This window comes from Actinoplanes sp. NPDC048988, from assembly GCF_043197815.1.
Classification (GTDB): Bacteria; Actinomycetota; Actinomycetes; order Mycobacteriales; family Micromonosporaceae; genus Actinoplanes.
In genome coordinates, this window is record NZ_JBICTW010000002.1 from 504,669 (window position 1) to 530,059 (window position 25,391).

The window sequence follows — 25,391 nt, forward strand, 5'->3', positions numbered from 1 at the left end:
GCTAGGCCCCCGGCGGAAGGCTAAATCAATACCGATGAACACAACAAGGCTTGACGAACGGCCCGTATTACACATACGTCTGACCAATACGGACCGTACCCGTCGCCCTGAAGATCGAACCACTTCCCACTAGGTCAAACGCGGCGCGGATCGCCGTCCGCCGATCCACCGTCACGCTCAGTAGTAACGGCTTTGACCTCGCCGTCCGCGCCCGGGTCGACCGTCGTCGATCGATCGGCTTCGACACGATCCGCCACCGTTCCGTCGCCGGAACGCTCGAGAGCCGCATTCAGCCGAGCGATCTCGGCCTCACGCTGTGTCTGCCTTACGTCCGGAAAACTGTCGGGAAGCCGACGCACGCGCTTGTTCATATTGCGGATCAGCAAAACAGTTGCTATGGACAGCAGCACGATGATGAAGAGACCCATCGGGCCGGCCAGGCCGCCCGAGCGGGTGTCTCCGAAGTTGTTGACGGCAAAAGTGCCCATGGGACGAGACTACTAGTGCGTCTCGACGCGCTCGCGAACCCCCGCGAAGAGGTCGGACTCGGGAATCGGGCTGTCGACCAGCGAGCGGGCCAACTCGAAGTCCTCGGTCGGCCACACCTTCTGCTGGAGCTCCAGCGGGATCTTGAACCAGAAACCGTCCGGGTCGACCTGGGTGGCGTGGGCCCGCAGCGCCTCGTCGCGGATCTCGAAGTACTCGCCGACCTCGACCCGAGTGGTGATCTTGTCGCCGCGGTCCTCGCGGTCGGCGCTCTTCTCGAGCCATTCGGTGTACGGCGACTCGAGCCCCGCCGCGATCATGCCCTCGTGCAGCGCGAGCATGCGGGCCCGGGTCCAGCCCGAGTTGTAGTACAGCTTCAGCGGCTGCCACGGCTCGCCCAGCTCCGGGTACTTCTCCGGGTCGCCGGCCGCCTCGAAGGCCACCACCGAGATCTTGTGGCACATGATGTGGTCGGGGTGCGGGTAGCCGCCGTTCTCGTCGTACGTCGTCATGACGTGCGGCCGGAACTCGCGGATCAGCTTGATCAGCGGGATCGCGGCGGTCTCCGGATCTTGCAGGCCGAAGCAGCCCTCGGGCAGCGGCGGCAGCGGGTCGCCCTCGGGCAGGCCCGAGTCGACGAAGCCGAGCCAGGCCTGCTCGACGCCGAGGATCTCGCGGGCGCGATCCATCTCGGCCCGGCGGATGTTGGTGATGTCGGCCAGCACCTCGGGCCGGTCCATCTTCGGGTTGAGCACGCTCCCGCGCTCGCCACCCGTACACGTCGCGACCAGCACCTGGACACCCTCGGCGACGTATTTCGCCATGGTCGCGGCACCCTTGCTGGACTCGTCGTCGGGGTGCGCGTGCACCGCCATGAGACGCAACTGCTCAGCCACTGAAATCTCCTCGGACCTGACCCGCGTCGCGCGGGCCGGTGTCGGCTGCGAAGATGGACACTGCCATTCTGGCGGATCCCACCGACAACAAACGCATGAGAGGTCGTCAGGTGAGCGAGACGCGCACCACAGCCCCGGTCTTCCCGCCGGGCCGATACGGACGGCGCCGGTCCGGCCGCCGCCGGTTGGTGCTGCCCATCCTCGTTCTCGTGGTGGTCCTCGCCGCGTCGCTGGTCCTCTCGCTGAAGCTCTACCAGCGGTTCGGCCAGACGGACTACGACGCGCAGATCGTCGGGTGGTCGGAGCCGACCGACAAAGAGATGGTCATCGAGTTCAAGGTGCGGGTCCCGGCCGGCGGAGCGGCGAGCTGCACGCTGCGGGCCCGCGACTACGACGGATTCGAGGTCGGCCGCCGTACGGTCGTGGTGAGACCCGAGCCCGGCGAGACGGCCATCGACGCCAAAGAGACGGTGACCACCACCGCCCGCGGCTCCGTCGGCGACGTCCTGGGGTGTGACCCCGCCTGAGGCCCGGGCGCCTCGCGCCATTCTGGCCCCGTGCGTACCGCTGGTAAGCTTGGTGATTCGCTCCGTCAATGTTCTTTGTACGGAGCGATCTTGTTAGTGCCCGCCCTTCCATGCAAGGAGATCAACCGTGTCCAGTTCAGAGGCGCCCAAGACATGGCTTTCTCAGGACGCTTACGACCGGCTGCAGTCCGAGCTTGACGAGCTGATCGCCGCCCGGCCCGAGGTCGCGGCCGAGATCAACGCGCGCCGCGAGGAGGGTGACCTGCGGGAGAACGGCGGCTACCACGCCGCCCGCGAGGAGCAGAGCCGCCAGGAGGGCCGGATCCTCTACTTGAAGGAGTTCCTGCGCACCGCCGAGGTCGGCGAGGCGTCGGCGGCCGACAACGTCGGGCCGGGCTCGGTCGTCACGATCTACTTCGACGACGACCAGAGCGACACCGAGACCTTCCTGCTGGGCTCGCGCGAGATCTCCTCGACCACCGACCTCACCGTGTACAGCCCGGAGTCGGCGCTCGGCAAGGCGATCCTCGGCGCCGGCGAGGGCCAGACCGTCACCTACACGGCCCCCAGCGGCGCCGACATCAAGGTCACGGTGGTCAAGTTCGGCCCGTTCGAGGGCTGACCGAGATTTGTTCGGGCCCGCCGAAAGGCGGGCCCGTTTCCGTTCACGGGGTCGCGTCGGCCAGGAGCGAGACCCGGTAACCGCTGTCGCGCAGCGTGCTGATCAGGGCGTCCGAGTGGTCCGGCCCGCGGGTCTCGACCGACAGCGCCACCTCGACCTGGCCGAACCCGAGCCGCGGGCTCTGCCGCGAGTGCCCGACCTCGACCACGTTCGCCCGCAGCTCGGCGATGCGGCCGAGCAGCCGGGCCAGTTCACCCGGCCGGTCGTCGCAGCGCACCGCGAGGCGCAGGAAGCGCCCGGCCGAGGCCAGCCCGTGCTCGATCACCCGCAGGAGCAGCATCGGGTCGATGTTGCCGCCGGAGAGCACGGCCACCACCGGCCCGTCCGCCGGCGGGACGTAGGCGCCGGTCAGCAGCGCCGCGAAGGCCGCTCCCCCGGCCGGCTCGACCACCATCTTGTGCCGCTCCAGCAGCACCAGCAGCGCCGCCGACAGGTCCTCGTCGCTGACCGTGACAACCTCGTCGACCAGCTTGCTGACGTGCGCGAAGTTCAGGTCGCCGGGCCGCAGTACGCAGATGCCGTCGGCGATCGTGACGCCCTGGGCCAGCTTCTGCGGCGAGCCCGCGGCGAGCGAGGGCGGATAGGCGGCGGCGCCGGCCGCCTGCACGCCGACGACCCGGACGTCCGGCCGCAGGGCCTTGGCCGCGACCGCGATGCCCGAGATGAGCCCGCCGCCGCCGACGGCCGTGATGATCGTGGTGGCCGCCGGCAGCTGGTCGAGGATCTCCAGGCCGACCGTGCCCTGACCGGCTATGACGTCCGGGTGGTCGAACGGGTGGATCAGCACGGCGCCGGTCCGCTCGGCGAACAGCTGCGCCGCCACCAGCGAATCGTCGACGCTCGTGCCCGCGTACTCGATCGCCGCGCCGTACCCCTTGGTCGCCGTGACCTTGGGCAGCGGCGCCCCCTCCGGCATGAAGACTGTGGCCCGGGCGCCCAGCAGTTCGGCCGCGAGCGCGACACCCTGTGCGTGGTTGCCGGCGCTGGCCGCGACGACGCCCCGGGACCGCTCGGCGTCCGAGAGGCGGCTGATCCGGGTGTAGGCGCCGCGCACCTTGTACGACCCGGCGCGCTGCTGGTTCTCACACTTGAGCCAGGCGTCGGTGCCGGTGATCTCGGTGAGCGGGCGGGACTCGATCAGCGGGGTGGTCTTGACCACCCCTTTCAGCAGGCTGCGGGCCGCTTGGATGTCGGCGAGGGTCAGCAGATCGAGCGGCGGGGTGGCACCAGGCATGGACTGAATCGTGCCACTGATCATCCGAAAGCGTGACGGCGCCAGGGGTTCATCACTTCGAACTGACCGGCGACGGCCAGCAGCAGCGTCTCGGAGTCGGGCGGGCCGACCAGCTGCACGGCGACGGGCAGGCCGTCGGGGCGCACGCCGACCGGGACCACGATCGCCGGGAGGCCGGCGACGTTCCAGGGCGCGGCGTACGGGGCGTACCGCATGCTCGCGCTCATGTTGGCCCGCCACGACCCGTTCGCGTGTCCCTCGGCCGGCGGCGGCGCGGTGGCCAGGGCCGGGGTGAGCAGCAGGTCGATTCCCCGGTCGGCGAAGAAGCCGATCGAGCGCTCGCGGAAGGCGTCGCGCTGCGACTGGCGCACCAGGCCGCTGCGCATGGCCCACTTGCCGAGCTTGATGTGGCGCCGGGTGCGCGGCTGGAGCCGGGCCAGGTCGTAGTCGCGCGACTCGACGTAGGCCGAGGCGAACCAGGTGGCCAGCGTGCCGACGCCGAGCGACTGCGGGTAGCTCGGGTTGGCCGTGAGCGTGTCGTGCCCGGCCTTCACGAGCAGCTTGGAGGCGGCGGTGACGGCGTCCGCGTTCGGCTCGTCGAGGCGGATGCCGGCCACCGGCGAGCGGGTGGACACGCCGATCCGCAGCCGGGACGGCTCGACCAGCCGGACCGGGTCGCGGCCGGCCAGCACCGAGAAGCCCACCGCGGCGTCGCCCACCGTGGTGGTGAGCACGCCGTTCTCGACCAGGCCGAACCAGTTGTCGACGCCCAGCTCGGCCGGGACCACGCCGCGGCCGGGCTTGAGGCCGACCAGGCCGCAGCAGGCGGCCGGGATGCGGATCGAGCCGAGCCCGTCGTTGCCGTGCGCGATCGGCACCAGGCCCGCGGCCACCGCGGCGGCCGACCCGCCGGACGAGCCACCGGGCGTACGGTCCAGGTCCCAGGGGTTGCGGGTGGCGCCCTCGGCGTCGTCGGTGACCGCCCAGAGGCCCATCTCGGGCATCCGGGTCACGCCCACCACCACCGCTCCGGCGCCGCGCAACCGCCGTACGACCTCGTGGTCCTCCTCGGCGACAGCCGAGCGCACCGCCGCCGAGCCCGACCAGACCGGAAGCCCGGCCACCGCGGTGTTCTCCTTGACCGCGACCGGCACGCCGGCCAGCGGAAGGTTGGCCAGGTCCTCCTGGTCGTCGACCTTCTCGGCCTCGGTGATCGCCTCTCCCCCGCGGACCACGCGGAACGCGTCGAGCGACGGGTCGGTGATGGCGATCTGTTCGAGGTGGTCGGCGACGACCTGGGTGGCTGTCACGTCACCGCGCCGCACCGCGCGGGCGATCTGCTTCGCGGTGGCGCCGGCCCAGGTCGTCCCGTCCGTCATAGTTACTCCATAAATCAGCGGTATATCAGCCCAATGCCTGCTCGAGATCGGCGAGCAGATCGTCAACGGTCTCGATGCCGACAGACAGTCGCACGAGATCGGCGGGGACTTCAAGCGCGGAGCCCGCAGCCGACAGGTGTGTCATCTGACCCGGGTGCTCGATCAGCGACTCGACCCCGCCCAGTGACTCGGCGAGCACGAAGAGCTTCGTCCGGTTGCAGATCGCGATCGCCTGCTCGGGGCCGCCGGCCGCGCGGAACGACACCATGCCGCCGAAGCGCCGCATCTGCTTGGCCGCGACCTCGTGCCCGGGGTGATCCTCCAGGCCCGGGTAGAGAACGCTCGCGACGGCCCGGTGCTCCCGCAGGAATCCCACGATGCGTTCCGCGTTGTCGCAGTGCCGCTCCATCCGTACACCCAAGGTCTTGATCCCGCGCAGGGTCAGCCACGCGTCGAAGGGGCCGTTGACGCCGCCCATCGCGTTCTGGTGGAAGGCGAGCTGGTCACCGAGGTCGTCGGTGGCCGTGATCAGCGCGCCACCGACCACATCGGAGTGGCCGCCCAGATATTTGGTGGTCGAGTGGACGACGACGTCGGCGCCGAGCGCGATCGGCTGCTGCAGGTACGGCGAGGCGAAGGTGTTGTCGACGACGAGCAGGGCGTCGTACTCGTGGGCGAGCCCGCCCAGCGCGGCGATGTCGGCCACGTTGAGCAGCGGGTTGGTCGGCGTCTCGGCCCAGATCAGCTTGGTGTGGCCGGGCCGGAAGGCGGCGCGCACGGCGTCGAGGTCCTCGAGCGGCACGGCGGTCCAATCGAGACCCCAGTTCTCCAGGACCTTGGAGAAAAGACGGAAGGTCCCGCCGTACGCGTCGTCGGGGATCACCACATGGTCACCCGGCCGGCACACCGTGCGGAGCAGCGTGTCCTCGGCCGACAGCCCGCTGGCGAAGGCCAGCCCGCGGCGGCCGCCCTCGATCGCGGCGAGGCATTCCTGGAGCGCGTCACGCGTCGGGTTGCTGGAGCGGCTGTACTCGTAGCCGAGCCGCGGCGCGCCGACGGCGTCCTGGGCGTACGTGCTCGTCTGATAGATCGGAGGCACCACCGCGCCGGTCCGGGGATCCGGATCCTGGCCGGCGTGGATGGCGAGGGTGTCGAACCCGTAGTGGTTAGCCGTCATGCTGCGCAAGGCTAGTCTCAGCTGGTGGCCGACTGTGTGTTCTGTGGCATCGTGGCGGGGACGGTGCCCGCTTTCAAGGTCGTGGATTCCCCTGATGGAGTTGGTTTCCTCGATACGCGCCCCGTCTTCAAGGGCCACGTGTTGATCGTCCCCCGCACCCACGTCGTCACGCTTCCTTCGCTCCCCCTCGACCTTTTGCCCGGATTTTTCGGACTCGTTCAGCGGGTCGCGGCGGCGGTACCTCCCGCGCTCGATGCCCAGGGGACATTTGTGGCGAACAACAACGTGGTGTCGCAGTCAGTGGCGCACCTGCACTTCCACGTCGTCCCCCGGACGAAAGGCGACGGGCTGCGCGGCTTCTTCTGGCCGCGGCACCGCTACGACAGCGACGAGGAGGCCACCTCGTACGCCGCCCTGATCGCGAAACAACTGGACTGACCCCGGTGTTGCACCCAGCGGATGAAGGGAGTGACCGTGTTCCTACGGTTCCGCAAGCCCGAGCTGGTGACCCCCGACAAGGCCCTGCCCGGCCGCACTTTCGAAATGCCGGTCGCCGACACCCACGTCGTGCTGGGCACCCCACTGAAGGGCCCCTGGCCGGCCGGCTATGAGGTAGCCGTCTTCGGCATGGGCTGTTTCTGGGGCGCCGAGCGCATCTTCTGGCGCCTGCCCGGCGTCCACTCGACGTCGGTCGGCTACGCCGGCGGCTTCACCAGCAACCCCACGTACGAAGAGGTCTGCTCCGGCTCCACCGGCCACGCCGAGGTGGTCCAGGTCGTCTACGACCCGAGCAGAATCCAGTACGAGGACCTGCTGAAGGCCTTCTGGGAGAACCACGACCCCACCCAGGGCATGCGCCAGGGCAACGACGTCGGCACCCAGTACCGCTCCACGATCTACACCACGACGGACGCCCAGGCCGCGACGGCGAAGGCTTCCCTGGAGGCCTTCCAGCCGATCGTGACCGCCGCCCGCCACGGCCAGATCACCACGGAGATCCGCCCCTTGGGCAGCTACTTCTACGCCGAGGACTACCACCAGCAGTACCTCTCCGACGCGAAGAACCCATACGGCTACTGCAACCACGGCCCCAACGGCATGACCTGCCCGGTCGGCGTGGCCCGCACCAACTGATCTTCTCGCTCCGGGCTCGCGGTCGCCTCGGCGGCGGCGAGCCCAGTTCGTCTTCGGTCACCACCATCGACTTAACTATATTGATTAGATTTTCGATGCTTTCTAGCATGGCGCTCATGACGCCAGATGATCCGATCGATCCGCTCCCCGATCTCACTGAACAGCGGGCTCTCTGGCTCAGGCAGGCCGGCGCGATCCCGGGCCTGCTTGGTGGCAAGGCGGTGTGGGTCCCGCTGGCCCTAGAGCTCGTCAAGCAGGTTGGCGAGGGTCGCGCGGCCGGTCTCGACACGAAGCCTCAGTTGTCGTTTGATCTCGAGGGCGTTGAACGACGTCAAGGCGGCGCGGCCCCTAAATCGGAGCCCGCGACATGGCGCGACTACTACGGCTTCCTTCGCGGACTTCAACTCGTCACCAACACCGCGGGCGAACTGCACCTCACCGTGACCGGATTGCAGCTTCAATCCGATCCGACGCCCGCGCGGCTGGCTGCGATTCTGGCCGATCGCGTCAGGCTGTTCGCGGAGGTCCTGTCTTTGATCGGCCAGGAACCGCTCACCGTCGAAGAGGTCGATGAGCGTATCCGAGCGCTTTACAAGCAGTCCTGGAAGAGCAAGGGAAACACTCGCATCCGGATGGACTGGCTGGAGGTCCTCGGCCTGATCGAGGCGGTTGGCAACCGACGGTGGGGCATTACGCCGACCGGGCGGACCTTACTCGCGGATCGCGTACTGGTGAGCCCCGATGCCTTCGATGAAGCCCCGGTAAGCGTGGTCGAGATTCCTGAGGCACCGGCCGAGGTCGCAGCCCTTCTCGAGGAATTGCGGACATCAGCCCGCACGCACGAGTCGCGTAACACCTATAACATCTGGGTTCCAAGCCCGCCGGCGAATACCAACAAGGTCGAAAATCTCCGAACCATCATGAACGCAGCCCTGGGAAGGATCGGCCGAAAAGAGCTCTTTTCCTTCATCAGCGAGACGTTCGACCTAAGAAGCAGCAGCGTCGAGTCGATGCTGCCGTTCCTTCGAGCCTCGGGCCTTCTCGTCGAAGTCGGCCGGGGTATTTTCGAGGCCACGCCCGCAGCCAGAGCCTGGGTCGAGTCGGGTGAGGACCTCAACTTCGTACGCATCCTGCACGCGAACATGCGGTTCGTTGGTGAAATGATTCGTGCGGTTGAAGGCGACGTCACCCGGAACGAGATGTACTCCGAAGCAGCCAAATTCGGATTGAATATCGACAAATGCCGCTGGATCGCCAGTTTCCTGCTCAACACGAAACTGATCGAGGAGCCCCGCTACGGGAGTCTCCGGGCTACGCCCAGGGGCAGCACGCTAGCGGCTGAGTTGCCTTTGGCCGACGTGCCGACGGCTCCGCACGAGCGTTCAGCTCAGACCCAGAAAACTCGACCGACGCCGGAAAGCATTGAGCCGCTCACGGTGAGGCCAGATCTGGTCCGGCTCTCCAGGGAACCCCAAGCCGGAGGCGAGAATGCAGGCCGAGCGTTCGAGAAAGCCATCTGTGACACCTTTATCGCCATGGGCTTCGAGGCCCGGACGATCGGCAAATCCGGTGACACGGACATCCTTGTCCGGTGGCGCAGCGCAGACGGCTCAACGTCGACAGCGATCATCGAGGCGAAGGCTCGATCGTCCGGCCAAGTCACCCACACCGACGTCAGCGACGTGGCGATTGAGACCCACAAGGGACGTCACCATGCAAGCTTCATCGCAATCGTCGGCCCCGGTTTCAGCGGGGAGACCGTGAAAAACATGGCGTTGCAGAAGAAGTGGGTGCTGTTGGACGCTGACCGGTTGGGCACTCTGGCGGATTCTTCGATTTCCTTAGGCCTCCGTCCGTACGAAATCGGGCAATTGTTCCTAGTGCCGAACGGTCTCTCGGATCTCGACGATTTGATCGCGGACCGCCGTCGCGAGTTGGACATCGTGTCATTCCTGCTCACCAAGCTCGCCGAGGAGGAGAACGAGGAGGGCGAGGCGGTCTCCGCCCGGGACATTTCCCGAGACGGGCGAAGAACGGAGCTCCACCCGAGCGTCGAAGAAATCGTCAATGCGATCGACGTCATGTCAAGCCTGCAAGTCAGTGCGCTGCGGCTGGTGGACAAGGCCAACGATCCGAGGTTCGCCACGTACGTTCTCGGCGATGCTCCAGCGGGAGCGAGGCGCCTCCGCGCACTGGCCGACGCCATCGACCGCCGATACAGCGAAGCTCAGTAGGGCCGATCGCGCCGGCGGTGGCGGATCGGTCCGTCAGCGCCGGGGCGAAGTTCTTGCCAGCCGGCTCTCTCCCGGGCCGGGGCGCATGCTGTGCATTTCCACCACCGAGACGTAGGCGTCTCAGTGGCGCAGAGATCCTGAGTCAGATGCCAGTCGCGGCACATCAAATACGCGGTACGCCGCAGCCATGGTGTCGCAGCGCCCGCTCCGACCGCCTCACGGGCAGATTCTGCCGACGCGATTCCGCAGGAGCGGATCGGCGCACAGAGCATCTTGAAGAGTGTCGCGTTGCCGCGCGGTGACGTCCGCTCCGGGCCGACGAAGACATCGGCGGCATCGTCGGACACACGCCGCCGTCAGCGGTTTGATCCTCGGCGCGCCCGGCCCGGCAAGACTGGGCGCGCCGAAGTACTTCGGGACGGCTCAAGGTCCCTAGTTAGGGTAACCTAACTAAGTCGGGGGTGAGGGTCAACGCGTAGCGCAGCTGGCGGACCGGGGTGTCGTTGATGGGCTCGACGCGGGTTTCGCCGTCGGGGGTCCAGCCGCCCCGCTCGTAGAAGCGGCGGGCCACAGTGTTGTCCTCCAAGACCCAGAGCACGGCCCGTGGGGCGCCCAGCGCGTGTAGCTGGTCGAGGGCGTTGACCATCAAGGCTCGGCCCACGCCCGTACCGACCAGGTCGGGGGCCACGTGGATCGCGTACAGCTCCGCCGAGGAAGGGGTCTCGCTCGGGCCCACGTACGTGAAACCGGCGATCTCGCCGTCGACGAGGGCCACCGTCATCTCGTGGGTGTCGCGCTCCCACTTCCAGCGTTCGGCCCACCACTCGCCGAAGCCCTCCTCCGACCTCGCGGCCAGGACCTCCGCGGGCAGGATGTGGGCGTAGGCGGCGACCCGCGACCGCTGGTGCAGCGCTCCCACCGCGTGCAAATCAAATTCCTCGGCTGTACGGAGGGACAGGCTCATTTCTCGACCGTAGCGGGGCGCCGCGCGGGCACGGGGACGCGCATCAGGTCCTCCGCGATCACGATCTCGCCCGGGAACTCGGCCGCGGCCTCGTCGAGGAAGCGTTGCGGGTCGGCGTAGCGCTGGGAGAAATGGGTCAAGACCAGTTTGCGTACGCCGGACTCGCGCGCCACCGACGCCGCCTGGGCCGCCGTCAGGTGGCCGACCATGGCCGCCATCTCGGCGTCCTCGGTGAGGAACGTGGACTCGATGACCAGCAGGTCGACGCCCTCGGCGAGCCGGTAGACGGTGTCGGTGAGCCCGGTGTCCATGATGAAGGCGAAGCTCTGCCCGGGGCGCTCGACGCTGACCTGGTCCAGCGTCACGTCGCCGAACCGGCCGTCGCGTTGCAGCGCGCCCACCGCCGGTCCGGCCAGGCCGTGCTCGGCCAGCCGCTCGGGAATCATGCGCCGGGCCGGTGGTTCGTCGAGTCGGTACCCGTACGTGGGAAGTGAATGCCGCAGTGGCAGCGCCGTGAGGCGCCCCGCCGGGGTCTCCGCCGAGAAGCTCGCGCCCTCGATCGGCGAAGCGACGATCTCCGCGTTGTCCCAGTAGCTGGTGGCGTGCCGCAGGCGGTCGTAGAACTCCTGGCCGGCGCCCGGGTAGTGGACCGTCACCGGGTGTTGCACCTTGTCGAGCGAGATCCGCTGGAGGATGCCGGGCAGGCCGAGGCTGTGGTCGCCGTGGAAATGGGTGATGCAGATGCGCCGGATGGGGGTCACCGCGAGGCCGGCGAACAGCATCTGGCGCTGGGTGCCCTCGCCCGGGTCGAAGAGGATCACATCGTCGTCCCAGCGCAGCAGGTAGCCGTTGTGGTTGCGGTGGCGGGTCGGCACCTGACTCGCGCTACCCAGGATCACCAACTCGCGCATGTTCATCCCCGGAAATGAAGCGACCCCTGGGGACTTCCACGCACGAAGTACGTGGTCCGGTCGGACAAGGCCGGATCCCCAGGGGTCGGGTGGCTGTCTGATATTCGCCGCACCGCTGCCACACGGTCTCGACGTACTACAAACGAAGCTGTCGAGGACAGCGGCTAGCGGACAGCCACCTCACGAGTCCCGTTGCTATACAACTTCGGACCACCTCCCTTCACGTGTACGGCCACGTTAACCAGCCGAGGGGCCCTTCGCCAATGCTTTTTGAATCACTACAGACGAGGGAATACCCGCGGGGACATTTCGGTTCCTTCCACCGCAAGCGAGGCCGGGCCCACGATCAGCGGATCGGGGGTGCCGACGACCTCGGCGTCCTTGTTCTCGTAGTCGAACCGGTTGAGCACGTGGCGCATCGCCTCGAGCCGGGCCCGCTTCTTGTCGTTGCTCTTGACCACGGTCCACGGGGCGTCGGCGGTGTCGGTGTAGAAGAACATCGCCTCCTTCGCCTCGGTGTAGTCGCCCCACTTGTCCAGGGAGGCCAGGTCGTTCGGGGAGAGCTTCCACTGGCGTACCGGATCGACCTGGCGGATGGCGAACCGTGTGCGCTGCTCGCGCTGGGTGACCGAGAACCAGAACTTGACCAGGTGGATGCCGGAGCGGACGAACATCCGCTCCAGCTCGGGGGTCTGCCGCATGAACTCGAGGTACTCGGCCCGGGTGCAGAAGCCCATGACCCGCTCCACGCCGGCCCGGTTGTACCAGGACCGGTCGAACAGCACGATCTCGCCGGCGGACGGCAGGTGCTTGATGTAGCGCTGGTAGTACCACTGGTTGCTCTCGCGCTCGTTCGGCTTCTCGAGAGCGACCACCGAGGCGCCGCGCGGGTTCAGGTGCTCCATGAAGCGCTTGATCGTGCCGCCCTTGCCGGCGGCGTCCCGCCCCTCGAAGAGGATCACCAGACGCTCGCCGGACGACTTGCACCAGTTCTGCAGCTTCAGCAGCTCGATCTGGAGCAGGCGCTTCTGGTGGTCGTACTCCTGGCGGGACATCCGTTCGTCGTACGGATAGTCCTCGCGCCAGGTGTCGACCGGCGTGCCGTCGGCATTGAGCAGCACCGGGTCGTCGTCATCGTCGTCCGCCACCCGGTAGCCGTCGAGCTCGGCGATCGAACCGTCGTACGGCTCGCTGACCTGCTCCTGGATCTCTTCGAACTCCGCCTCCGCCTGCATGACCGTCATACATACCCAGTGAAGGTGAACATCAGCCGATCCAGGCCCGAAGCTTCTTCCCCCGCGAGTCCTCGACCACCGGCGGGAGCTGGGCGTGGGTTTCGACGCCGACCTGCTCCTGCCGCCCGTAGAGCACACCGAACCAGAACGCGTCGCCGTCGCCCTGGCCGATCTCCTCGAGCAGTTCACGGGCGACCACCGAGTCCTGGTGGGCGCCGAGCACGTCCTGCAGGTCGGTCAGCGCGCTGACCAGCTGCTTGCCCGGCTTTCCGGCCGCCGGGGCGAAAACCTCGACGGCATAACGCGCTTTCTTGTACGCCTTCCGCGCGTCATGCAATTCGTGGTCGATGCCGTCGGCGAGCGCCCGGTCGAGCAGGGCGTCGGCCTTGGCCAGACTCTTGCGGGCCTGCTTGAGCAGATCCTTCTCGGTGGTCTGCTGCTCGGCGAGCCGGTCGATGCGGTCGAGCAGGGCCAGGTAGCGCTCACTTTCCAGGGCCTCGTCGAGGGCGGCCCGGCCCCGCTCGACCTGGGCGTCGAGATGCTGCCGGATGCGGGCGGCGACCGGCGCGAAGCGCGGGCTGTCCTCGATGCCGGCCAGCAGTTTCTGCTCCTGCACCTGGCCGTCGCGCACCTCGCCGAGCAGGTCGGCCAGCCACTTGAGCTCGTCGCCGATCTCCTGGGCGCCGGCGAAGCTGCGCTTGAAGGTCTTCAGGGTGCTGCGCAGCCGCCGCGTGCCGACGCGCATCTTGTGTACGGCGTCGGGCTCACCCTGGCGCACGCCGGGATCGAAGCCGGTGATCGCGTCGCGCTGCTCCCGCACGTACGCGAGAACCGGGTTTTTAGGGGTCTTGGGGGTTTTGCCAGGCTGCGGGTTGCCGAGGGCGCGGGCGACTTTGGAGGGACCGGCGGCGGGCCGCGCGCCGGCCTCCTCGAGCAGGCGGCCGACCTTGGCCAGCAGGGCCGGGCTGCCGTCGACCAGCTCGACCTCGACCTCCTGCCAGCGCTGCTCCTGCCCGTCGCGTTCGGCGATCACCTGGTCCTGCGCGATCAGCGCGAGCGTGGTGCCGTCGGCCTTCTTCAGCGGCGTCTCGACCCGGTGTGTGCGCAGCCGGGCGATCGGCTTGAGGTCCTGCCGCCGGATGATGGCCCGGACCATTGCCTGAAGCTCGCCGGGCACGAGGTCGGGATCGCTGCCGTTGAGCGGCAACCGGTGTTCCTTACGGCTGAAGCCCTCACCGGGCGTCTTCAGATGCCAGCCGGCGTCGTGGCCGCCGCTGCGCCGGCGCAGCGTCCGCCGATGCCGCAGGAGGGTCAGCTCGTCCGTGTCGAAGTACGTGGCATCGAGATCATGGGTCTCGGCGCCACCGGCGCCGGCGACACCCGCCTCGCCGGCGAAGTCCGGCAACACGAAGCCGTCGGGCACGTCGTATTTGAGTTCCGTTTCGCTGGCGATCTCCATGTATTCATGTTGCCCGACTTTCGCCGTACGACACAGGGAACTGTTTGGCAGGTTGTGCACAGCGAGATCTCAGCTTGGTCGGGCATCTTGGTAAGCCACTTCTTTGGGGAGGTACCTCGTGGAGAAGCAAGACCGTCGTCCGGTGTCCCTGGCCGGCCTGGGCCTGATCGGCGCCGGCGCCGTTCTCGGCCTCGCGCTCACCGGCCCGGCTTCGGCTGCCCCGTCCTCGTCCTCGTCCTCGTCCTCCGCTTCGTCCGCCGCGTCCTCCTCGTCCTCGTCCACCGCGGCCCCGTCCGCGTCCCCCGAGGCGACCAGAGTCGAGGACGACGAGGCCTAGACGCCGGCCATGCGCACGGTGCGCAGGTAGAGCGCGCGCGAATAGGCGGCGGAGGCCGCGCTGTAATACATCGTCGCCAGCCCGACGTGGAAGCTGTTGTTCGTCAGCGCGTTCTTCGAGTTGGCCGACGCCGCCCAGCGGATCTCCGCATCCGACTCGCTGATCCCCTTGCGGGCGCAGCGCAGCCGGTTCATCTCCTTGCCGGTCTTCCACGTCTCGAGCGCCGCCTCGGCCTCCCGCATCATGGCCCGGGCCTGCTCGGACAGCGCCTCGCCGAGATCCCAGGCGTGGCGCTCCTCGTCGTTGAAGAAGGACGGCATGGTTCACCTCCCGCAGTACCGCTCCTGGACCCCCAGTGTGCGGATCATGTCGGGATATGTCGATCTTTTACACCCAGAGGCATGAATTCCACCGGCCGGTCGGCGCGTGATCATAGAGCGCAGTAGTTGCCCCAGCCGGGGACGCAGTTCGGGTCTCTCCCGCTGCCACCGCTGCCGCCGCCGCCCCAATCCGCCGATTCCGCGGCGGCGATCAATCCAGCGACTATGACGATCATGATGATGAGGGCGCGTAGCTGCGACCACCCATGGGCTTTCCCGGCATTACCGAGATTCGGCTCGACCGGCTCCTCTTCCCTCGGGGTTGGCTCTGGCGTTTTACTGTCAAGGTGGCCAGGGACGGGCTCAGCCACAATGGAGGATTCTTCATTTTTTGCCGGAACCTCGACGGCCGTTTCCGTCGCGCGGCCGGCATCTGGCGAGCGCACATTGGTCGTGACGACATAGACCGTTCCGCCAATGGCAAACAGCCAGCTCAGCGCTTCGAGGCCGTCGCGGCCGTTCACCCTTAGGCTGATCGCCACCAACATGCCTGCGGCGAGCCACAGAGCGAGCCGTTTCGTCACCGACCGAATGTAGCAAGATCAGTAAAACCCAAAACCTTTTTATTGTGCGACTCTGCTGTATTGGTCATCGGGCCCCGATGGTCAGAGTGGATTCGGGTCGTGGCATGTGACCGATCTCCGCCTCCAACGTCACGTAGGGAAGCCTTTTGAAGGACCTGTTCGATCGAGAGACCGGGTCATCCGCCATGGGCTGCTGGCCGGCGCTCGGCCACGATGTCACCGACGTCGGGATCACCCTGAGGCAGGGCAGCACCGGGCAGTGGCGCGACGCACTCCGGGAGGCTCTGCGCGCCGATCCGCTCGTCCGGGAGCCGGTCTTCGAGAGCCGGAACGCGGTACTCGCGGTTCACCGAGAGGTGCACCGGCCGTCCCAGGTCCCATTCGTGGCCGCCGCGACACCCAGGCTGCGGAGAATCGCGTACCTGATGTGCCGCGACTGGCACCTGCCCAGGATCTCGCCTCGCTGACCCTGGCCCGGATGCACGGGTCCTGGGACCGGATCTGGCGCACTGCCGACCAAAGCGCGCGTCAGGCGCGCCCTACCTCGATCATCGACGAGATCAGCCGACAAATGTGGTGCAGCGCCGGCCGGAGAAGGGGCTGGACGCCAGACCAGGCCGGCCAGTCGATCGCGTGGCCGGAGCGGGGCGGCCGTTCCGCTGGAATCGGGCTCTTAACAGGTGACCGCCGGCGAGGGACTGTGGCCGGAGCGGGGCGGCCGTTCCGCTGGAATCGGGCTCTTAACAGGTGACCGCCGGCGAGGGACTGTGGCCGGGGCGGCGGCTATTTATCGTGGGGCCAGCGATATTTCGCGGTGATATCCCCCGTTTTGAGGAGTGGTCATGGCCCTTAAGCGCACACTCGTCCGTACGGCTATGAGCGTGGTTGCGGGCGGTGCGCTCGTGCTTGGTCTTGCGGCTCCCGCCTCGGCGTTCAGCGATTCTGACGTCAGCGGCTGTCTGGACTTCAAGCACAGCAGCCCGTTCTTCAGCACCAAACAGAAGGTGGTCGGCACCAATACCTGCGGGGTCGGGCCGTTCGGATTCCGGGTCTACAACTGGTCGCGTATCTCGTCGGAGACGTCGCCCTGTCTTCGTGCCGACGCCCGGCGCAGTGCCGGGTGGGAATGGACGAAGGGGCGAGGGAGCTACGCGATCATCAGTTGCTGACAGTTGGTTGGGCGGGAGCGCGTGACCGATGTGGAACGGGGGAACCTGTGGTCACGCACTCCCGCCAACCGCCCCGCCCGAACCGGGGGTCGCGCCTGGCCGGAGGCGCTGGACCGGCGGAGGCGTGCCGATCCTGGCCGGTTCAAGGGCGGGTCCTGATGCGGGAGATCGCGGCGCTGGCGGGGCGCAGCGAACTCACCGCCGGGGTGACGTCGCCGGGCTGCTAATCCGGGGGAGGTCAAGCGGACGGCGACGTCGGAAGATTCAGTTGAAGTAGCCGGTGTTGCGTGGCCGATGGTTCATGACCGGCAGCGCCCGGATGCTGTTCAGGTCGTGGCGTACGGTCCAGGCTTCCCGCCAGGGCCGCCGGGAGGCCGCCTCGGCCCGCTCGGCGAGCCGCCGCGGGGCGCACGGCCAGCGCCATCCACACCCGACACAGTTCCCGTCCTGGCCGGCACCGGCGTGCTGCCCGAGCATGCTCTGGGCGTCGCGCCACAGCAGGCGGTCCACGATGTCGGCCGGGACCGGCTTGTCGGCGATGACCATTCCTCACCCCCGTTCGTCATACGTCCGTCACGACTCATACAACCGCCCAGCGCCATCCCCCGGTCGGACTTTCTGTGCGACTGCGGCGACTATGCGTGACGGACAAGTGTTCGCCATGGGCGGACGGGCGGCGGGCATCGACGGTCGTACGGACAATGTTGAGACCGTCATGGATACCGAACACACGGGTGTCGAATCCGGGGCGCTCGATGCCTACAGCCGTGTGGTGACCGGCGTCGCCACCAAGCTTCTGCCCTCCGTGGCCGCCCTGTCGGTCCGTACCGCCCGCGGCGCCGGCGCCGGATCGGCGGTCACCTTCACCGACGACGGTTTTCTCCTGACAAATGCTCATGTGGTGGCCGGGGCCAACGGCGGAACGGCCACCTTCGCCGACGGCACCGAGACCAGGTTCGACGTGGTCGGCGCCGATCCGCTCTCCGACCTGGCCGTGGTCCGCGTGCAGAACGCGGGCGCGCCCGCGGCGCCGCTCGGCAACGCGGACGATCTCAAGATCGGCCAGCTGGTCGTGGCCGTGGGCAACCCGATGGGCCTGGCCGGATCGGTCACCGCGGGCGTGATCTCCGGGCTCGGGCGTTCCCTGCCGGCCCGCGACGGGCACCGCCTGCGGATCATCGACAGCGTCATCCAGACCGACGCCGCCCTCAACCCGGGCAATTCGGGCGGGGCACTGGCCGACTCGACCGGCACGGTCGTCGGGATCAACACCGCGGTCGCCGGGTACGGCCTCGGCCTGGCCGTGCCGATCAACGCCACCACCCGCGCGATCGTCGGGGAGCTGGTGGCCTCGGGCCGGGTGCGGCGCGCCTGGCTGGGAGTCGCGGGCGTGCCCGCCCCGCTGCCGCCGCAGCTGGCCGCGCGCATCGACCAGAAGCTCGGCCTGCGCGTGGTGGAGGTCGTGCCGGGCAGCCCGGCCGGCAAGGCCGGCATCTACCTGGGCGACGTCCTGCTCACGGCCGGCGGCAAGCCCGTACAGACCGTGCAGGAGCTGCAGCGGCTCATGCTGGGCCCGGCCATCGGGCAGGAGCTGCCGATGACCCTGCTGCGCAAGAACGCCCTGGTCGACGTGGTGACCGTGCCCGCCGAGCTGGAGTGAGCCCCGGCGGGCACGACCGCGACGATCAGGACAGGTGAGCCAGCAGGTCCTGGCGGGTCAGCACGCCGGCCGGCTTGCCGTCGACGAGGACCATGGCGGCGTCCGCCTTCTCCAGCATCGACACCGCCTCGCTGACGGGCTGGCCGCCGCCGATCATCGGCAGCGGGTCGCCCATGTGCCGCTCGATCGTGTCGTGCAGGTGGGCCTGACCGGTGAACAGGGCGTCCAGCAGCGCCTTCTCGGCGATCGAGCCGGCCACCTCCCCGGTGACCACCGGGGGCTCGGCCTTGAGCACGGGCAGCTGCGAGACGCCGTACTCCCGCATGTAGTCGATGGCGTCGCGGACCGTCTCCGTGGGGTGCACGTGGATCAGGGGCGGCATGGCGCCGCCCTTGCTCTCAAGCGCGTCGGCCACCGTGGGCTGGCCCTCCACCGTACGCAGGAAGCCGTACCGGGCCATCCAGTCGTCGTTGAAGATCTTCGACAGGTAGCCGCGACCGCCGTCCGGCAGCAGGACCACGATGACGTCGTCGGGGCCGGCCTTGCGGGCCACCTCGAGCGCGGCCACCACGGCCATGCCGCAGGAGCCGCCGACCAGCAGCCCCTCCTCGCGGGCCAGGCGACGGGTCATCTCGAACGAGTCCGAGTCGGAGACCTCGATGATGTCGTCGGCCAGCGACCGGTCGTACGTCGTCGGCCAGAAGTCCTCACCGACGCCCTCGACCAGGTACGGCCGGCCGGTGCCACCGGAGTAGACCGATCCCTCGGGGTCGGCCCCGATTACCCGTACGGAACCCTGCTCCTTGAGGTATTTCCCGACACCGGTGATCGTGCCGCCGGTGCCGACGCCCGCCACGAAGTGGGTGATCCGGCCGTCGGTCTGTTTCCACAGCTCGGGGCCGGTCTGCTCGTAGTGCGAGCGCGGGTTGGCCTGGTTGCTGTACTGGTCCGGCTTCCAGGCGCCCGGGATCTCGCGGGCCAGCCGGTCGGAGACGTTGTAGTAGGAGCGGGGGTCCTCGGGGGCCACTGCCGTGGGGCAGACGACGACCTCAGCGCCGTACGCCTTGAGAACGTTCCGCTTGTCCTCGCTGACCTTGTCGGGGCAGACGAAGACGCACTTGTAGCCGCGCTGCTGCGCGACGAGGGCGAGGCCGACCCCGGTGTTACCGCTGGTCGGCTCGACGATGGTGCCGCCGGGTTTGAGCAGGCCGGCCTCCTCGGCGTCGAGCACCATCCGCAGGGCGATCCGGTCCTTGACCGAACCGCCCGGATTGAAGTACTCGACCTTGGCCAGCACCGTGGCGGAGATGCCCTCGGTGACCCGGTTCAGCTTGACCAGGGGGGTGTCCCCGATGATGTCGACGACGTTGTCGTAGTAGCGCACGCTTTAGACTACGACGATCCGGTCCTGCTGCCTCTCCCACTCCAGGAAGCGCTCGGTCTCGGCCAGCACCGCCCCGGCCAGCCAGGCGACCATCACGGCGTCGTCGGCCAGCCCGAGGACCAACAGGAAGGCCTCCGGGACGAAGTCGATCGGCGAGACGACGTACACGGTGGCGGCGGTCATCAGCGCCAGGCGCATCCCACCGTCGTACTTGCCGCCGGCCGTGGCCTTCAGCATCCGCGGGATGGCCGCGACCCGCTTGCTCAGCGACGGGCCGCCCCGGGCCCCGGACACGAGAGCCTTGGTCAGGGCGCTGAACGCCGCCGCACGTTTCAGTGTTTTCGCCATGGTGTTCCCCTCTCCGCTACTCCAGCATGACTTGGGCGCGCCATGATTACCTCTCGCCGTCGCGCGTTAGCCTCGTAATTCCCTACTGACGTTGTTTTGACCCAACAGCGAGGGAGCCCGTGAGCACCATCGAGATCACCGCCGACGACTGGCGCCGGATCAAGCTGGCCGGGCGGGTCCTCGGCGGCGTGACGGGCGCGCTGGCCGGGCTGACCGCGGTGTCGGCCGGTCTCCTGTTGCGCCAGGCCGCGGACGCGCGGCGCGTCATCCCCATGGCCGAGGCGCCCCCGCCGCGGGGCGACGGCGTCTACGGCGCGAAATTCGGCGGCAAGCCACTCACCATGGTCATCCTCGGTGACTCCTCGGCCGCCGGGTACGGCGTGCACCGTCCCCGCGAGACACCCGGCGCGCTGCTGGCCACCGGCGTGTCGCGGCGGCTGCGCCGGCCCGTGCGGCTGCACCGGCTGGCCGTGGTCGGTTCCATGTCGTCCGGCCTGCCGTACCAGGTGGACGCCGCCCTCGAGCACGAGCCCGAGGTCGCGGTGATCCTGATCGGCGCCAACGACGTCACGCACTATTCGGACCGGGCCGGAGCCGTACGCCATCTGGGCGACGCCGTACGGCGGCTGCGCGCCACCGGCTGCCGCGTCGTGGTCGGCACCTGCCCCGACATCGGCGCCATCCAGCCGATCAAGCCGCCCCTGCGCTGGCTGGCCCGCAAGTGGAGCCGCGACCTGGCGGCCGCCCAGACGGTCGCCGTGGTCGAGGCCGGCGGGCGTACGGTCTCGCTAGGCAACCTGCTCGGCCCGATGTTCATCGCCGATCCGGTACGGATGTTCAGCTCCGACCGTTTCCACCCGTCCGTCGAGGGGTACGCCCGTGCGGCGGCGGTCGTGATGCCGACCCTGATGGCCGCCCTCGGCGAAGACACCCCCCGCCCCGCCGCCGCTGTCGACGGCCTGGAGGAGGCCGCGCACGAGGCGGTGCGGGCGGCCGGCACGGAGGTGAGCGCGCAGGGACGATGGGCCGTTCTGCGGCGTCACCCGTGGTTCGGCGAGACGCGGCACTGGTTCGGTCACCGCCGTACCTCGGCGCCGAGCGCCGTAGGGTGGACCCCAGAGGATCAATAGCAGGGAGGCGAGAGATGGCGGGGCTCAACGCACGGATCGGCAGGGCCGCGGCCACCGGTCTGCTCGCCGGCGCCGTGGGCGGTGCCGCCCTGATGGTCGGCGAGGTGCTCGCGGCCAAGGCCCGGCGGTACGCGAAACCGACCATGGGCCTGGCCCTGCGCACGTCGATGGGCCGCCTGTCGGCGCCCCAGCTGCGCCTGGTGCTGCTGGGCGACTCGGCCGCGATCGGGGTGGGCGTGGAATGGCTCTCCGAGACGGTCGGCGGTCAGCTCGCCCGCCTGCTCGCCGAGGGCACGGCCGACACCGGTGAGCGCCACGTGCTGCTCTCCAGCGTGGGCGTGGCCGGTTCCCGCTCCTCCGACCTGGGCACCCAGGTGGCCCGGGCCCTGCTCGGCGACCGGCCCGACGTGGCCGTGGTGCTGATCGGCGCGCACGACGCGACCAGCCTGCGCAGCCCCGAGGAGTCGGCGGCCCAGCTCGGCACGGCGGTGCGCCGCCTGCGCGAGGCCGGCGTCCGGGTCGTCGTCGGCACCTGCCCCGACCTGGGCGCGCTGCGGGCGATCGCTCCCCCGCTGCGGCAGATGGCCGGCCTGATGGGCCGCCGCATGGCGAAAGCCCAGGCCAAGGCGGTCACCGCGGCCGGCGGGGCGGTGGTCGACCTGGCCGAGGAGACGGGCGCGGTGTTCCGCGCCGACGCCGGGACGCTCTGCTACGACGGCTTCCATCCCTCGGCCGACGGCTACCGGGTATGGGCCCACGCGCTCTACCCGGCGGTGGTCAAGGCCGCGATGTCGTCGGTGCAGTAGGTGTGACAAATTTGCACTTCCGATGAAAGTTACCGGCGAGTTAAATTGACTGCATGCCGGAAGCCGTCATCGTCGCCACCGCCCGATCGCCCATCGGCCGCGCCGTCAAAGGCTCGCTGAAGGACCTGCGCCCCGACGACCTCGCCACCACCATCATCGACGCCGCCCTGAACAAGGTGCCGCAGCTCGACCGGACCCTGATCGAAGACCTGTACCTCGGCTGCGGGCTCCCCGGCGGCGAGCAGGGCTTCAACATGGCCCGCGTGGTCGCCACCCAGCTCGGCCTCGACGGCCTGCCCGGCGCCACCGTCACGCGGTACTGCTCGTCGTCGCTGCAGACCACGCGCATGGCGTTCCACGCCATCAAGGCCGGCGAGGGCGACATCTTCCTCTCGGCCGGCGTCGAGACCGTCTCCCGGTTCGCCCGGGGCAACTCCGACGGCCTCCCGCCCGAGCTGCGCGCGCAGGTCGGCGGCGGCTGGGAGAACCCGAAGTTCGCCGACGCCCACGCCCGCACCAAGTCGTACGCCGAAGGCGGCAAGACCTGGCACGACCCGCGCGAGGACGACCTGCTGCCGGACGTCTACATCGCGATGGGGCAGACCGCCGAGAACCTCGCCCAGGTCAAGGGGATCAGCCGCGAGGAAATGGACGAATTCGGCGTACGCAGCCAAAACCTGGCCGAGAAGGCGATCGCCGACGGCTTCTGGGAGCGGGAGATCACCCCGGTGACGCTGCCCGACGGCACGGTCGTCTCCACGGATGACGGCCCGCGCCCCGGCGTCACCATCGAGGGCGTGTCCCAGCTGAAGCCGGTGTTCCGCCCCGACGGCCGGGTGACGGCCGGCAACTGCTGCCCGCTGAACGACGGCGCGGCCGCGGTGGTCATCATGAGCGACACGAAGGCCCGCGAGCTGGGCATCACCCCGCTGGCCCGGATCGTGTCGACCGGCGTCACCGCGCTCAGCCCCGAGATCATGGGCCTGGGCCCGGTCGAGGCCTCGAAGCAGGCCCTCAAGCGAGCCGGAATGACCATCGACGACGTCGACCTGGTCGAGATCAACGAGGCGTTCGCGGCCCAGGTCATCCCCTCGTACCAGGACCTGGGCATCCCGATCGACAAGCTGAACGTGAACGGCGGCGCGATCGCGGTCGGCCACCCGTTCGGCATGACGGGCGCCCGCATCACCGGCACCCTGCTGAACTCGCTCGCCTGGCACGACAAGTCCATCGGCCTGGAAACGATGTGCGTCGGCGGCGGCCAAGGCATGGCCCTGATCCTGGAGCGCCTGAGCTAGACGCCCCACCCCGGATTCCCGCCGGGTCCGGCCTGCCACGAGCGGCCGGGCTCGGCGGCTTTATTTTCTGGGGCTTCGCGCTGCTTCCAACGACCCAGCGATGTCTTTGCGCTGTTTTTGGCGGCTCAGCGCTGTTCTACCGGCCCGGCTGTTCTACCAGCCCGATGGTTCCGGCCCGGCTGTTTCACCGGCCCGGCACTGCTTTACCGGCCCGGCACTGCTTTACCGGCCCGGCACTGCTTTACCGGCCCGGCACTGCTTTACCGGCCCGGCACTGCTTTACCGGCCCGGCGCTGTTTACCGGCTCAGCGCGTCAAAGGCTTTGCCGTACGGCGTCGACCTCGGCCAGCGCGGCATCGTCGCCCCCGCCGGCAGCGAGCAGATCGTCGGCCACCACTCGCAACTGGTCGGGCAGAACCAGGTCAGACTCACGCGGCACGGTACGCCGCGGCCGCCCTTCGGCGTCGGCCCCCAGATCAGCCAGCCGCTGCACCAACGCGTAAACCCGGTCCCCGCGCCCTTCGGCCCGCCACCGCGGCGCCTCCCAGTGCCGCACCTGGTTGAGCAGCCGCTCGATCGACGTAGCGAAGTCAGTCACCGCACGAGCCTAAAGCGTGCCCCGAACTCACAGCCCACCCTCCCAAGGGGGCCCCCGTCCTGCCCCAGTGTTCCGGAAAACCGAAGGCCACGCCCAACCCCCTGTGGACAACGTTCAGCCTGTGGATAAAGCCAGACCACGGCGCGACACGTGACAGGAGAGACGCCCGGAACGCGGAAACGCGCTGAGCCCACAACGCGAAGCAGCGCGGCGCGGAAAGCTGCGCGGCGTAGAACGGAAGCGGAGCGGCGCGGCGTAGAACAGGAAGCAACGCGGAGCGGCGTGGAGCGGAAAGCGGAGCGGAACAGAAAGCGGGGCGGAACCAAGAGAGCGGAGCTGCGCCGAACGGGAAGCGGCGCGGAACCAAGGAAGCGAAGCGGCGCGGAACCAAGGAAGCGAAGCGGCGCGGAACCAAGGAAGCGAAGCGGCGCGGAACCAAGGAAGCGAAGCGGCGCGGAATGGCGCGAACCGGGAAGCGGCACCGCACGGAAGCGACGCGGAACGAAAGCGGCGCGGAACGGGGATGGACCGCGCGGAGTGGGTGGAGGGCCAAAAAAACAGCGCCCGGGCCGAGGGGAGTCGGTCCGGGCGCTGTCGGTCAAGCGTGGAGATCAGTCGTCGCCCTGTAGGAAGCTCAGGAGGCGCAGGATCTCGAGGTAGAGCCAGACGAGGCTGACCAGGATGCCGAAGGCGGCGACCCAGGAGTAGCGCTGCGGAAGCCCCATCCGCACGCCCTCCTCGACCTCGTTGAAGCTCAGGATGAAGCTGAGCGCGGCCACCACGATGCAGACGAGGCTGAAGATGTAGCCGAGCGGGCCGTTGTCGCGCAGGCCGGTGTTGAAGCCGAACAGCGACAGCACCAGGTTGATCAGGATGACGGCGAACAGGCCGCCCATGACCGCGATGAGGCCGCGGGTGAATTTCGGCGTCGCCCGGATGACCCGGGTCTTGTACAGCACCGCCATCAGGAAGAAGACGCCGAACGTGGCCGTCACCGCCTGCAGGATGATGCCGTCGTAGCCGAAGAACTCCTGGTACGTCTTCGAGACCATGCCGACGAAGACGCCCTCGACGACCGCGTAGGTCACCACGAGCGCCGGGTTGGCCATGCGCGAGAACGAGATGACGAAGCCCAGGATGAGGCCGACGATGGCGGCGCCGATCCAGGCGGCCCCGGTGGCCGAGTCGGGCACCACGTTCCACGCTACGACGGCGGAGATGCCGGTGATGCCGAGCAGCGTCACCGTCTTGACGACGACGTCGTCGACCGTCATGGGGCGCACGGCGGGCGGAGCGGCGGGGTAATCCGGCGTCGTCGGGTACGGCTGACCGTAACCCGGGGCGCCGGCGGGGCCGTATGCCCCGTACCCGGCCGTACGCTCGCGCTCGGCCGCCTGGCCGAGGCGTGAGAGCACCGGGTTTGAAGTCTTCACTGTGTC

At 68.8% G+C, this 25,391-nt stretch carries 27 protein-coding genes; 11 read left to right on the plus strand and 16 right to left on the minus strand.

Features of this window, described 5'->3' with window-relative positions; all coding sequences use genetic code 11:
• Window positions 1-134: 134 nt before the first annotated feature.
• On the minus strand, window positions 135-488 hold the full coding sequence (locus ACGFJ7_RS09385; protein ID WP_392641755.1) for a hypothetical protein: 354 nt from the start codon (window positions 486-488) through the stop codon (window positions 135-137).
• Between the two features lie 12 nt (window positions 489-500).
• On the minus strand, window positions 501-1,382 hold the full coding sequence (mca, locus tag ACGFJ7_RS09390; RefSeq protein WP_360245008.1) for a mycothiol conjugate amidase Mca: 882 nt from the start codon (window positions 1,380-1,382) through the stop codon (window positions 501-503).
• Between the two features lie 110 nt (window positions 1,383-1,492).
• On the opposite strand from mca, the gene ACGFJ7_RS09395 reads away from it, so the two are divergent.
• Window positions 1,493-1,909 (plus strand): DUF4307 domain-containing protein, encoded by a 417-nt coding sequence (locus ACGFJ7_RS09395; protein WP_360245011.1) that lies wholly within the window; start codon window positions 1,493-1,495, stop codon window positions 1,907-1,909.
• 127 nt (window positions 1,910-2,036) lie between these two features.
• Entirely contained in the window at window positions 2,037-2,531 is a 495-nt protein-coding gene (gene greA / locus ACGFJ7_RS09400) for a transcription elongation factor GreA (protein WP_360245014.1), read from the plus strand.
• A gap of 43 nt (window positions 2,532-2,574) precedes the next feature.
• Here greA and ilvA read toward each other — a convergent pair whose 3' ends face one another.
• The 3 genes from ilvA to ACGFJ7_RS09415 are packed head-to-tail and all read right to left on the minus strand — an operon-like array spanning window position 2,575 to window position 6,381.
• On the minus strand, window positions 2,575-3,825 hold the full coding sequence (gene ilvA, locus ACGFJ7_RS09405; RefSeq protein ID WP_360245017.1) for a threonine ammonia-lyase: 1,251 nt from the start codon (window positions 3,823-3,825) through the stop codon (window positions 2,575-2,577).
• Between the two features lie 20 nt (window positions 3,826-3,845).
• Window positions 3,846-5,204 carry an amidase family protein gene (locus ACGFJ7_RS09410; protein WP_360245020.1) on the minus strand — a complete coding sequence of 453 codons (1,359 nt, stop codon included), beginning with the start codon at window positions 5,202-5,204 and terminating at the stop codon, window positions 3,846-3,848.
• A 25-nt stretch (window positions 5,205-5,229) separates the two neighbouring features.
• Window positions 5,230-6,381 (minus strand): cystathionine gamma-synthase, encoded by a 1,152-nt coding sequence (locus ACGFJ7_RS09415; protein WP_360245023.1) that lies wholly within the window; start codon window positions 6,379-6,381, stop codon window positions 5,230-5,232.
• A 24-nt stretch (window positions 6,382-6,405) separates the two neighbouring features.
• Between ACGFJ7_RS09415 and ACGFJ7_RS09420 the strand changes: the two genes are divergently transcribed.
• The 3 genes from ACGFJ7_RS09420 to ACGFJ7_RS09430 all read left to right on the plus strand — a co-directional run bounded on the left by ACGFJ7_RS09420 (window position 6,406) and on the right by ACGFJ7_RS09430 (window position 9,749).
• A complete protein-coding gene (locus ACGFJ7_RS09420; RefSeq protein WP_360245026.1) occupies window positions 6,406-6,819 on the plus strand; it encodes an HIT family protein in 414 nt (137 codons plus the stop codon).
• A 36-nt stretch (window positions 6,820-6,855) separates the two neighbouring features.
• On the plus strand, window positions 6,856-7,515 hold the full coding sequence (gene msrA / locus ACGFJ7_RS09425; protein WP_360245029.1) for a peptide-methionine (S)-S-oxide reductase MsrA: 660 nt from the start codon (window positions 6,856-6,858) through the stop codon (window positions 7,513-7,515).
• Between the two features lie 107 nt (window positions 7,516-7,622).
• Window positions 7,623-9,749, plus strand: coding sequence for a restriction endonuclease (locus tag ACGFJ7_RS09430; protein WP_392641760.1), 2,127 nt, complete (start codon window positions 7,623-7,625; stop codon window positions 9,747-9,749).
• Between the two features lie 436 nt (window positions 9,750-10,185).
• Here ACGFJ7_RS09430 and ACGFJ7_RS09435 read toward each other — a convergent pair whose 3' ends face one another.
• The 4 genes from ACGFJ7_RS09435 to ACGFJ7_RS09450 form a co-directional block, all read right to left on the minus strand.
• A complete protein-coding gene (locus ACGFJ7_RS09435; protein ID WP_392641762.1) occupies window positions 10,186-10,713 on the minus strand; it encodes a GNAT family N-acetyltransferase in 528 nt (175 codons plus the stop codon).
• Complete coding sequence (locus ACGFJ7_RS09440) at window positions 10,710-11,624, minus strand: ribonuclease Z (RefSeq protein WP_392641764.1); 915 nt, start codon at window positions 11,622-11,624, stop codon at window positions 10,710-10,712. The genes ACGFJ7_RS09435 and ACGFJ7_RS09440 overlap by 4 nt, the downstream gene beginning before the upstream one ends.
• A 278-nt stretch (window positions 11,625-11,902) precedes the next feature.
• The gene (gene ppk2 / locus ACGFJ7_RS09445) at window positions 11,903-12,868 is read right to left on the minus strand and encodes a polyphosphate kinase 2 (protein WP_360245041.1); all 966 of its coding nucleotides are present in this window, start codon (window positions 12,866-12,868) and stop codon (window positions 11,903-11,905) included.
• 22 nt (window positions 12,869-12,890) lie between these two features.
• Entirely contained in the window at window positions 12,891-14,318 is a 1,428-nt protein-coding gene (locus ACGFJ7_RS09450) for a CHAD domain-containing protein (protein WP_392641766.1), read from the minus strand.
• A gap of 118 nt (window positions 14,319-14,436) precedes the next feature.
• On the opposite strand from ACGFJ7_RS09450, the gene ACGFJ7_RS09455 reads away from it, so the two are divergent.
• Window positions 14,437-14,655, plus strand: coding sequence for a hypothetical protein (locus tag ACGFJ7_RS09455; protein WP_392641767.1), 219 nt, complete (start codon window positions 14,437-14,439; stop codon window positions 14,653-14,655).
• Here the strand turns inward: ACGFJ7_RS09455 and ACGFJ7_RS09460 are convergent.
• Both ACGFJ7_RS09460 and ACGFJ7_RS09465 read right to left on the minus strand, forming a co-directional pair.
• Window positions 14,652-14,975: a hypothetical protein gene (locus tag ACGFJ7_RS09460; protein ID WP_360245050.1), complete on the minus strand. Its 324-nt coding sequence runs from the start codon at window positions 14,973-14,975 to the stop codon at window positions 14,652-14,654. The genes ACGFJ7_RS09455 and ACGFJ7_RS09460 overlap by 4 nt on opposite strands.
• 110 nt (window positions 14,976-15,085) lie before the next feature.
• Complete coding sequence (locus ACGFJ7_RS09465; RefSeq protein ID WP_360245053.1) at window positions 15,086-15,559, minus strand: hypothetical protein; 474 nt, start codon at window positions 15,557-15,559, stop codon at window positions 15,086-15,088.
• Window positions 15,560-16,401: 842 nt separating this feature from the next.
• Between ACGFJ7_RS09465 and ACGFJ7_RS09470 the strand changes: the two genes are divergently transcribed.
• Entirely contained in the window at window positions 16,402-16,728 is a 327-nt protein-coding gene (locus tag ACGFJ7_RS09470; RefSeq protein WP_392641769.1) for a hypothetical protein, read from the plus strand.
• 264 nt (window positions 16,729-16,992) lie between these two features.
• On the opposite strand, the gene ACGFJ7_RS09475 is transcribed toward ACGFJ7_RS09470, so the two are convergent.
• Complete coding sequence (locus tag ACGFJ7_RS09475) at window positions 16,993-17,274, minus strand: hypothetical protein (RefSeq protein ID WP_360245062.1); 282 nt, start codon at window positions 17,272-17,274, stop codon at window positions 16,993-16,995.
• Window positions 17,275-17,443: 169 nt separating this feature from the next.
• Between ACGFJ7_RS09475 and ACGFJ7_RS09480 the strand changes: the two genes are divergently transcribed.
• The gene (locus ACGFJ7_RS09480; protein ID WP_360245065.1) at window positions 17,444-18,388 is read left to right on the plus strand and encodes a trypsin-like peptidase domain-containing protein; all 945 of its coding nucleotides are present in this window, start codon (window positions 17,444-17,446) and stop codon (window positions 18,386-18,388) included.
• Window positions 18,389-18,413: 25 nt separating this feature from the next.
• Here the strand turns inward: ACGFJ7_RS09480 and ACGFJ7_RS09485 are convergent, their stop codons facing one another.
• The gene (locus tag ACGFJ7_RS09485) at window positions 18,414-19,772 is read right to left on the minus strand and encodes a cystathionine beta-synthase (protein ID WP_392641771.1); all 1,359 of its coding nucleotides are present in this window, start codon (window positions 19,770-19,772) and stop codon (window positions 18,414-18,416) included.
• Between the two features lie 3 nt (window positions 19,773-19,775).
• Window positions 19,776-20,120 carry a YkvA family protein gene (locus tag ACGFJ7_RS09490; protein ID WP_392641773.1) on the minus strand — a complete coding sequence of 115 codons (345 nt, stop codon included), beginning with the start codon at window positions 20,118-20,120 and terminating at the stop codon, window positions 19,776-19,778.
• A 128-nt stretch (window positions 20,121-20,248) separates the two neighbouring features.
• Between ACGFJ7_RS09490 and ACGFJ7_RS09495 the strand changes: the two genes are divergently transcribed.
• From ACGFJ7_RS09495 to ACGFJ7_RS09505, 3 genes are read left to right on the plus strand one after another with little or no spacing between them, the layout of a single operon-like run.
• Window positions 20,249-21,250, plus strand: a complete 1,002-nt coding sequence (locus ACGFJ7_RS09495) for an SGNH/GDSL hydrolase family protein (protein ID WP_392641984.1) — start codon at window positions 20,249-20,251, stop codon at window positions 21,248-21,250.
• 14 nt (window positions 21,251-21,264) lie between these two features.
• On the plus strand, window positions 21,265-22,056 hold the full coding sequence (locus ACGFJ7_RS09500; RefSeq protein ID WP_360245071.1) for an SGNH/GDSL hydrolase family protein: 792 nt from the start codon (window positions 21,265-21,267) through the stop codon (window positions 22,054-22,056).
• Window positions 22,057-22,109: 53 nt separating this feature from the next.
• Window positions 22,110-23,354, plus strand: coding sequence for an acetyl-CoA C-acetyltransferase (locus ACGFJ7_RS09505; protein ID WP_360245074.1), 1,245 nt, complete (start codon window positions 22,110-22,112; stop codon window positions 23,352-23,354).
• A gap of 313 nt (window positions 23,355-23,667) precedes the next feature.
• On the opposite strand, the gene ACGFJ7_RS09510 is transcribed toward ACGFJ7_RS09505, so the two are convergent.
• On the minus strand, window positions 23,668-23,952 hold the full coding sequence (locus ACGFJ7_RS09510; RefSeq protein ID WP_360245077.1) for a hypothetical protein: 285 nt from the start codon (window positions 23,950-23,952) through the stop codon (window positions 23,668-23,670).
• 611 nt (window positions 23,953-24,563) lie between these two features.
• Window positions 24,564-25,385 carry a Bax inhibitor-1/YccA family protein gene (locus ACGFJ7_RS09515; RefSeq protein ID WP_360245080.1) on the minus strand — a complete coding sequence of 274 codons (822 nt, stop codon included), beginning with the start codon at window positions 25,383-25,385 and terminating at the stop codon, window positions 24,564-24,566.
• Between the last annotated feature and the right edge of the window lie 6 nt (window positions 25,386-25,391).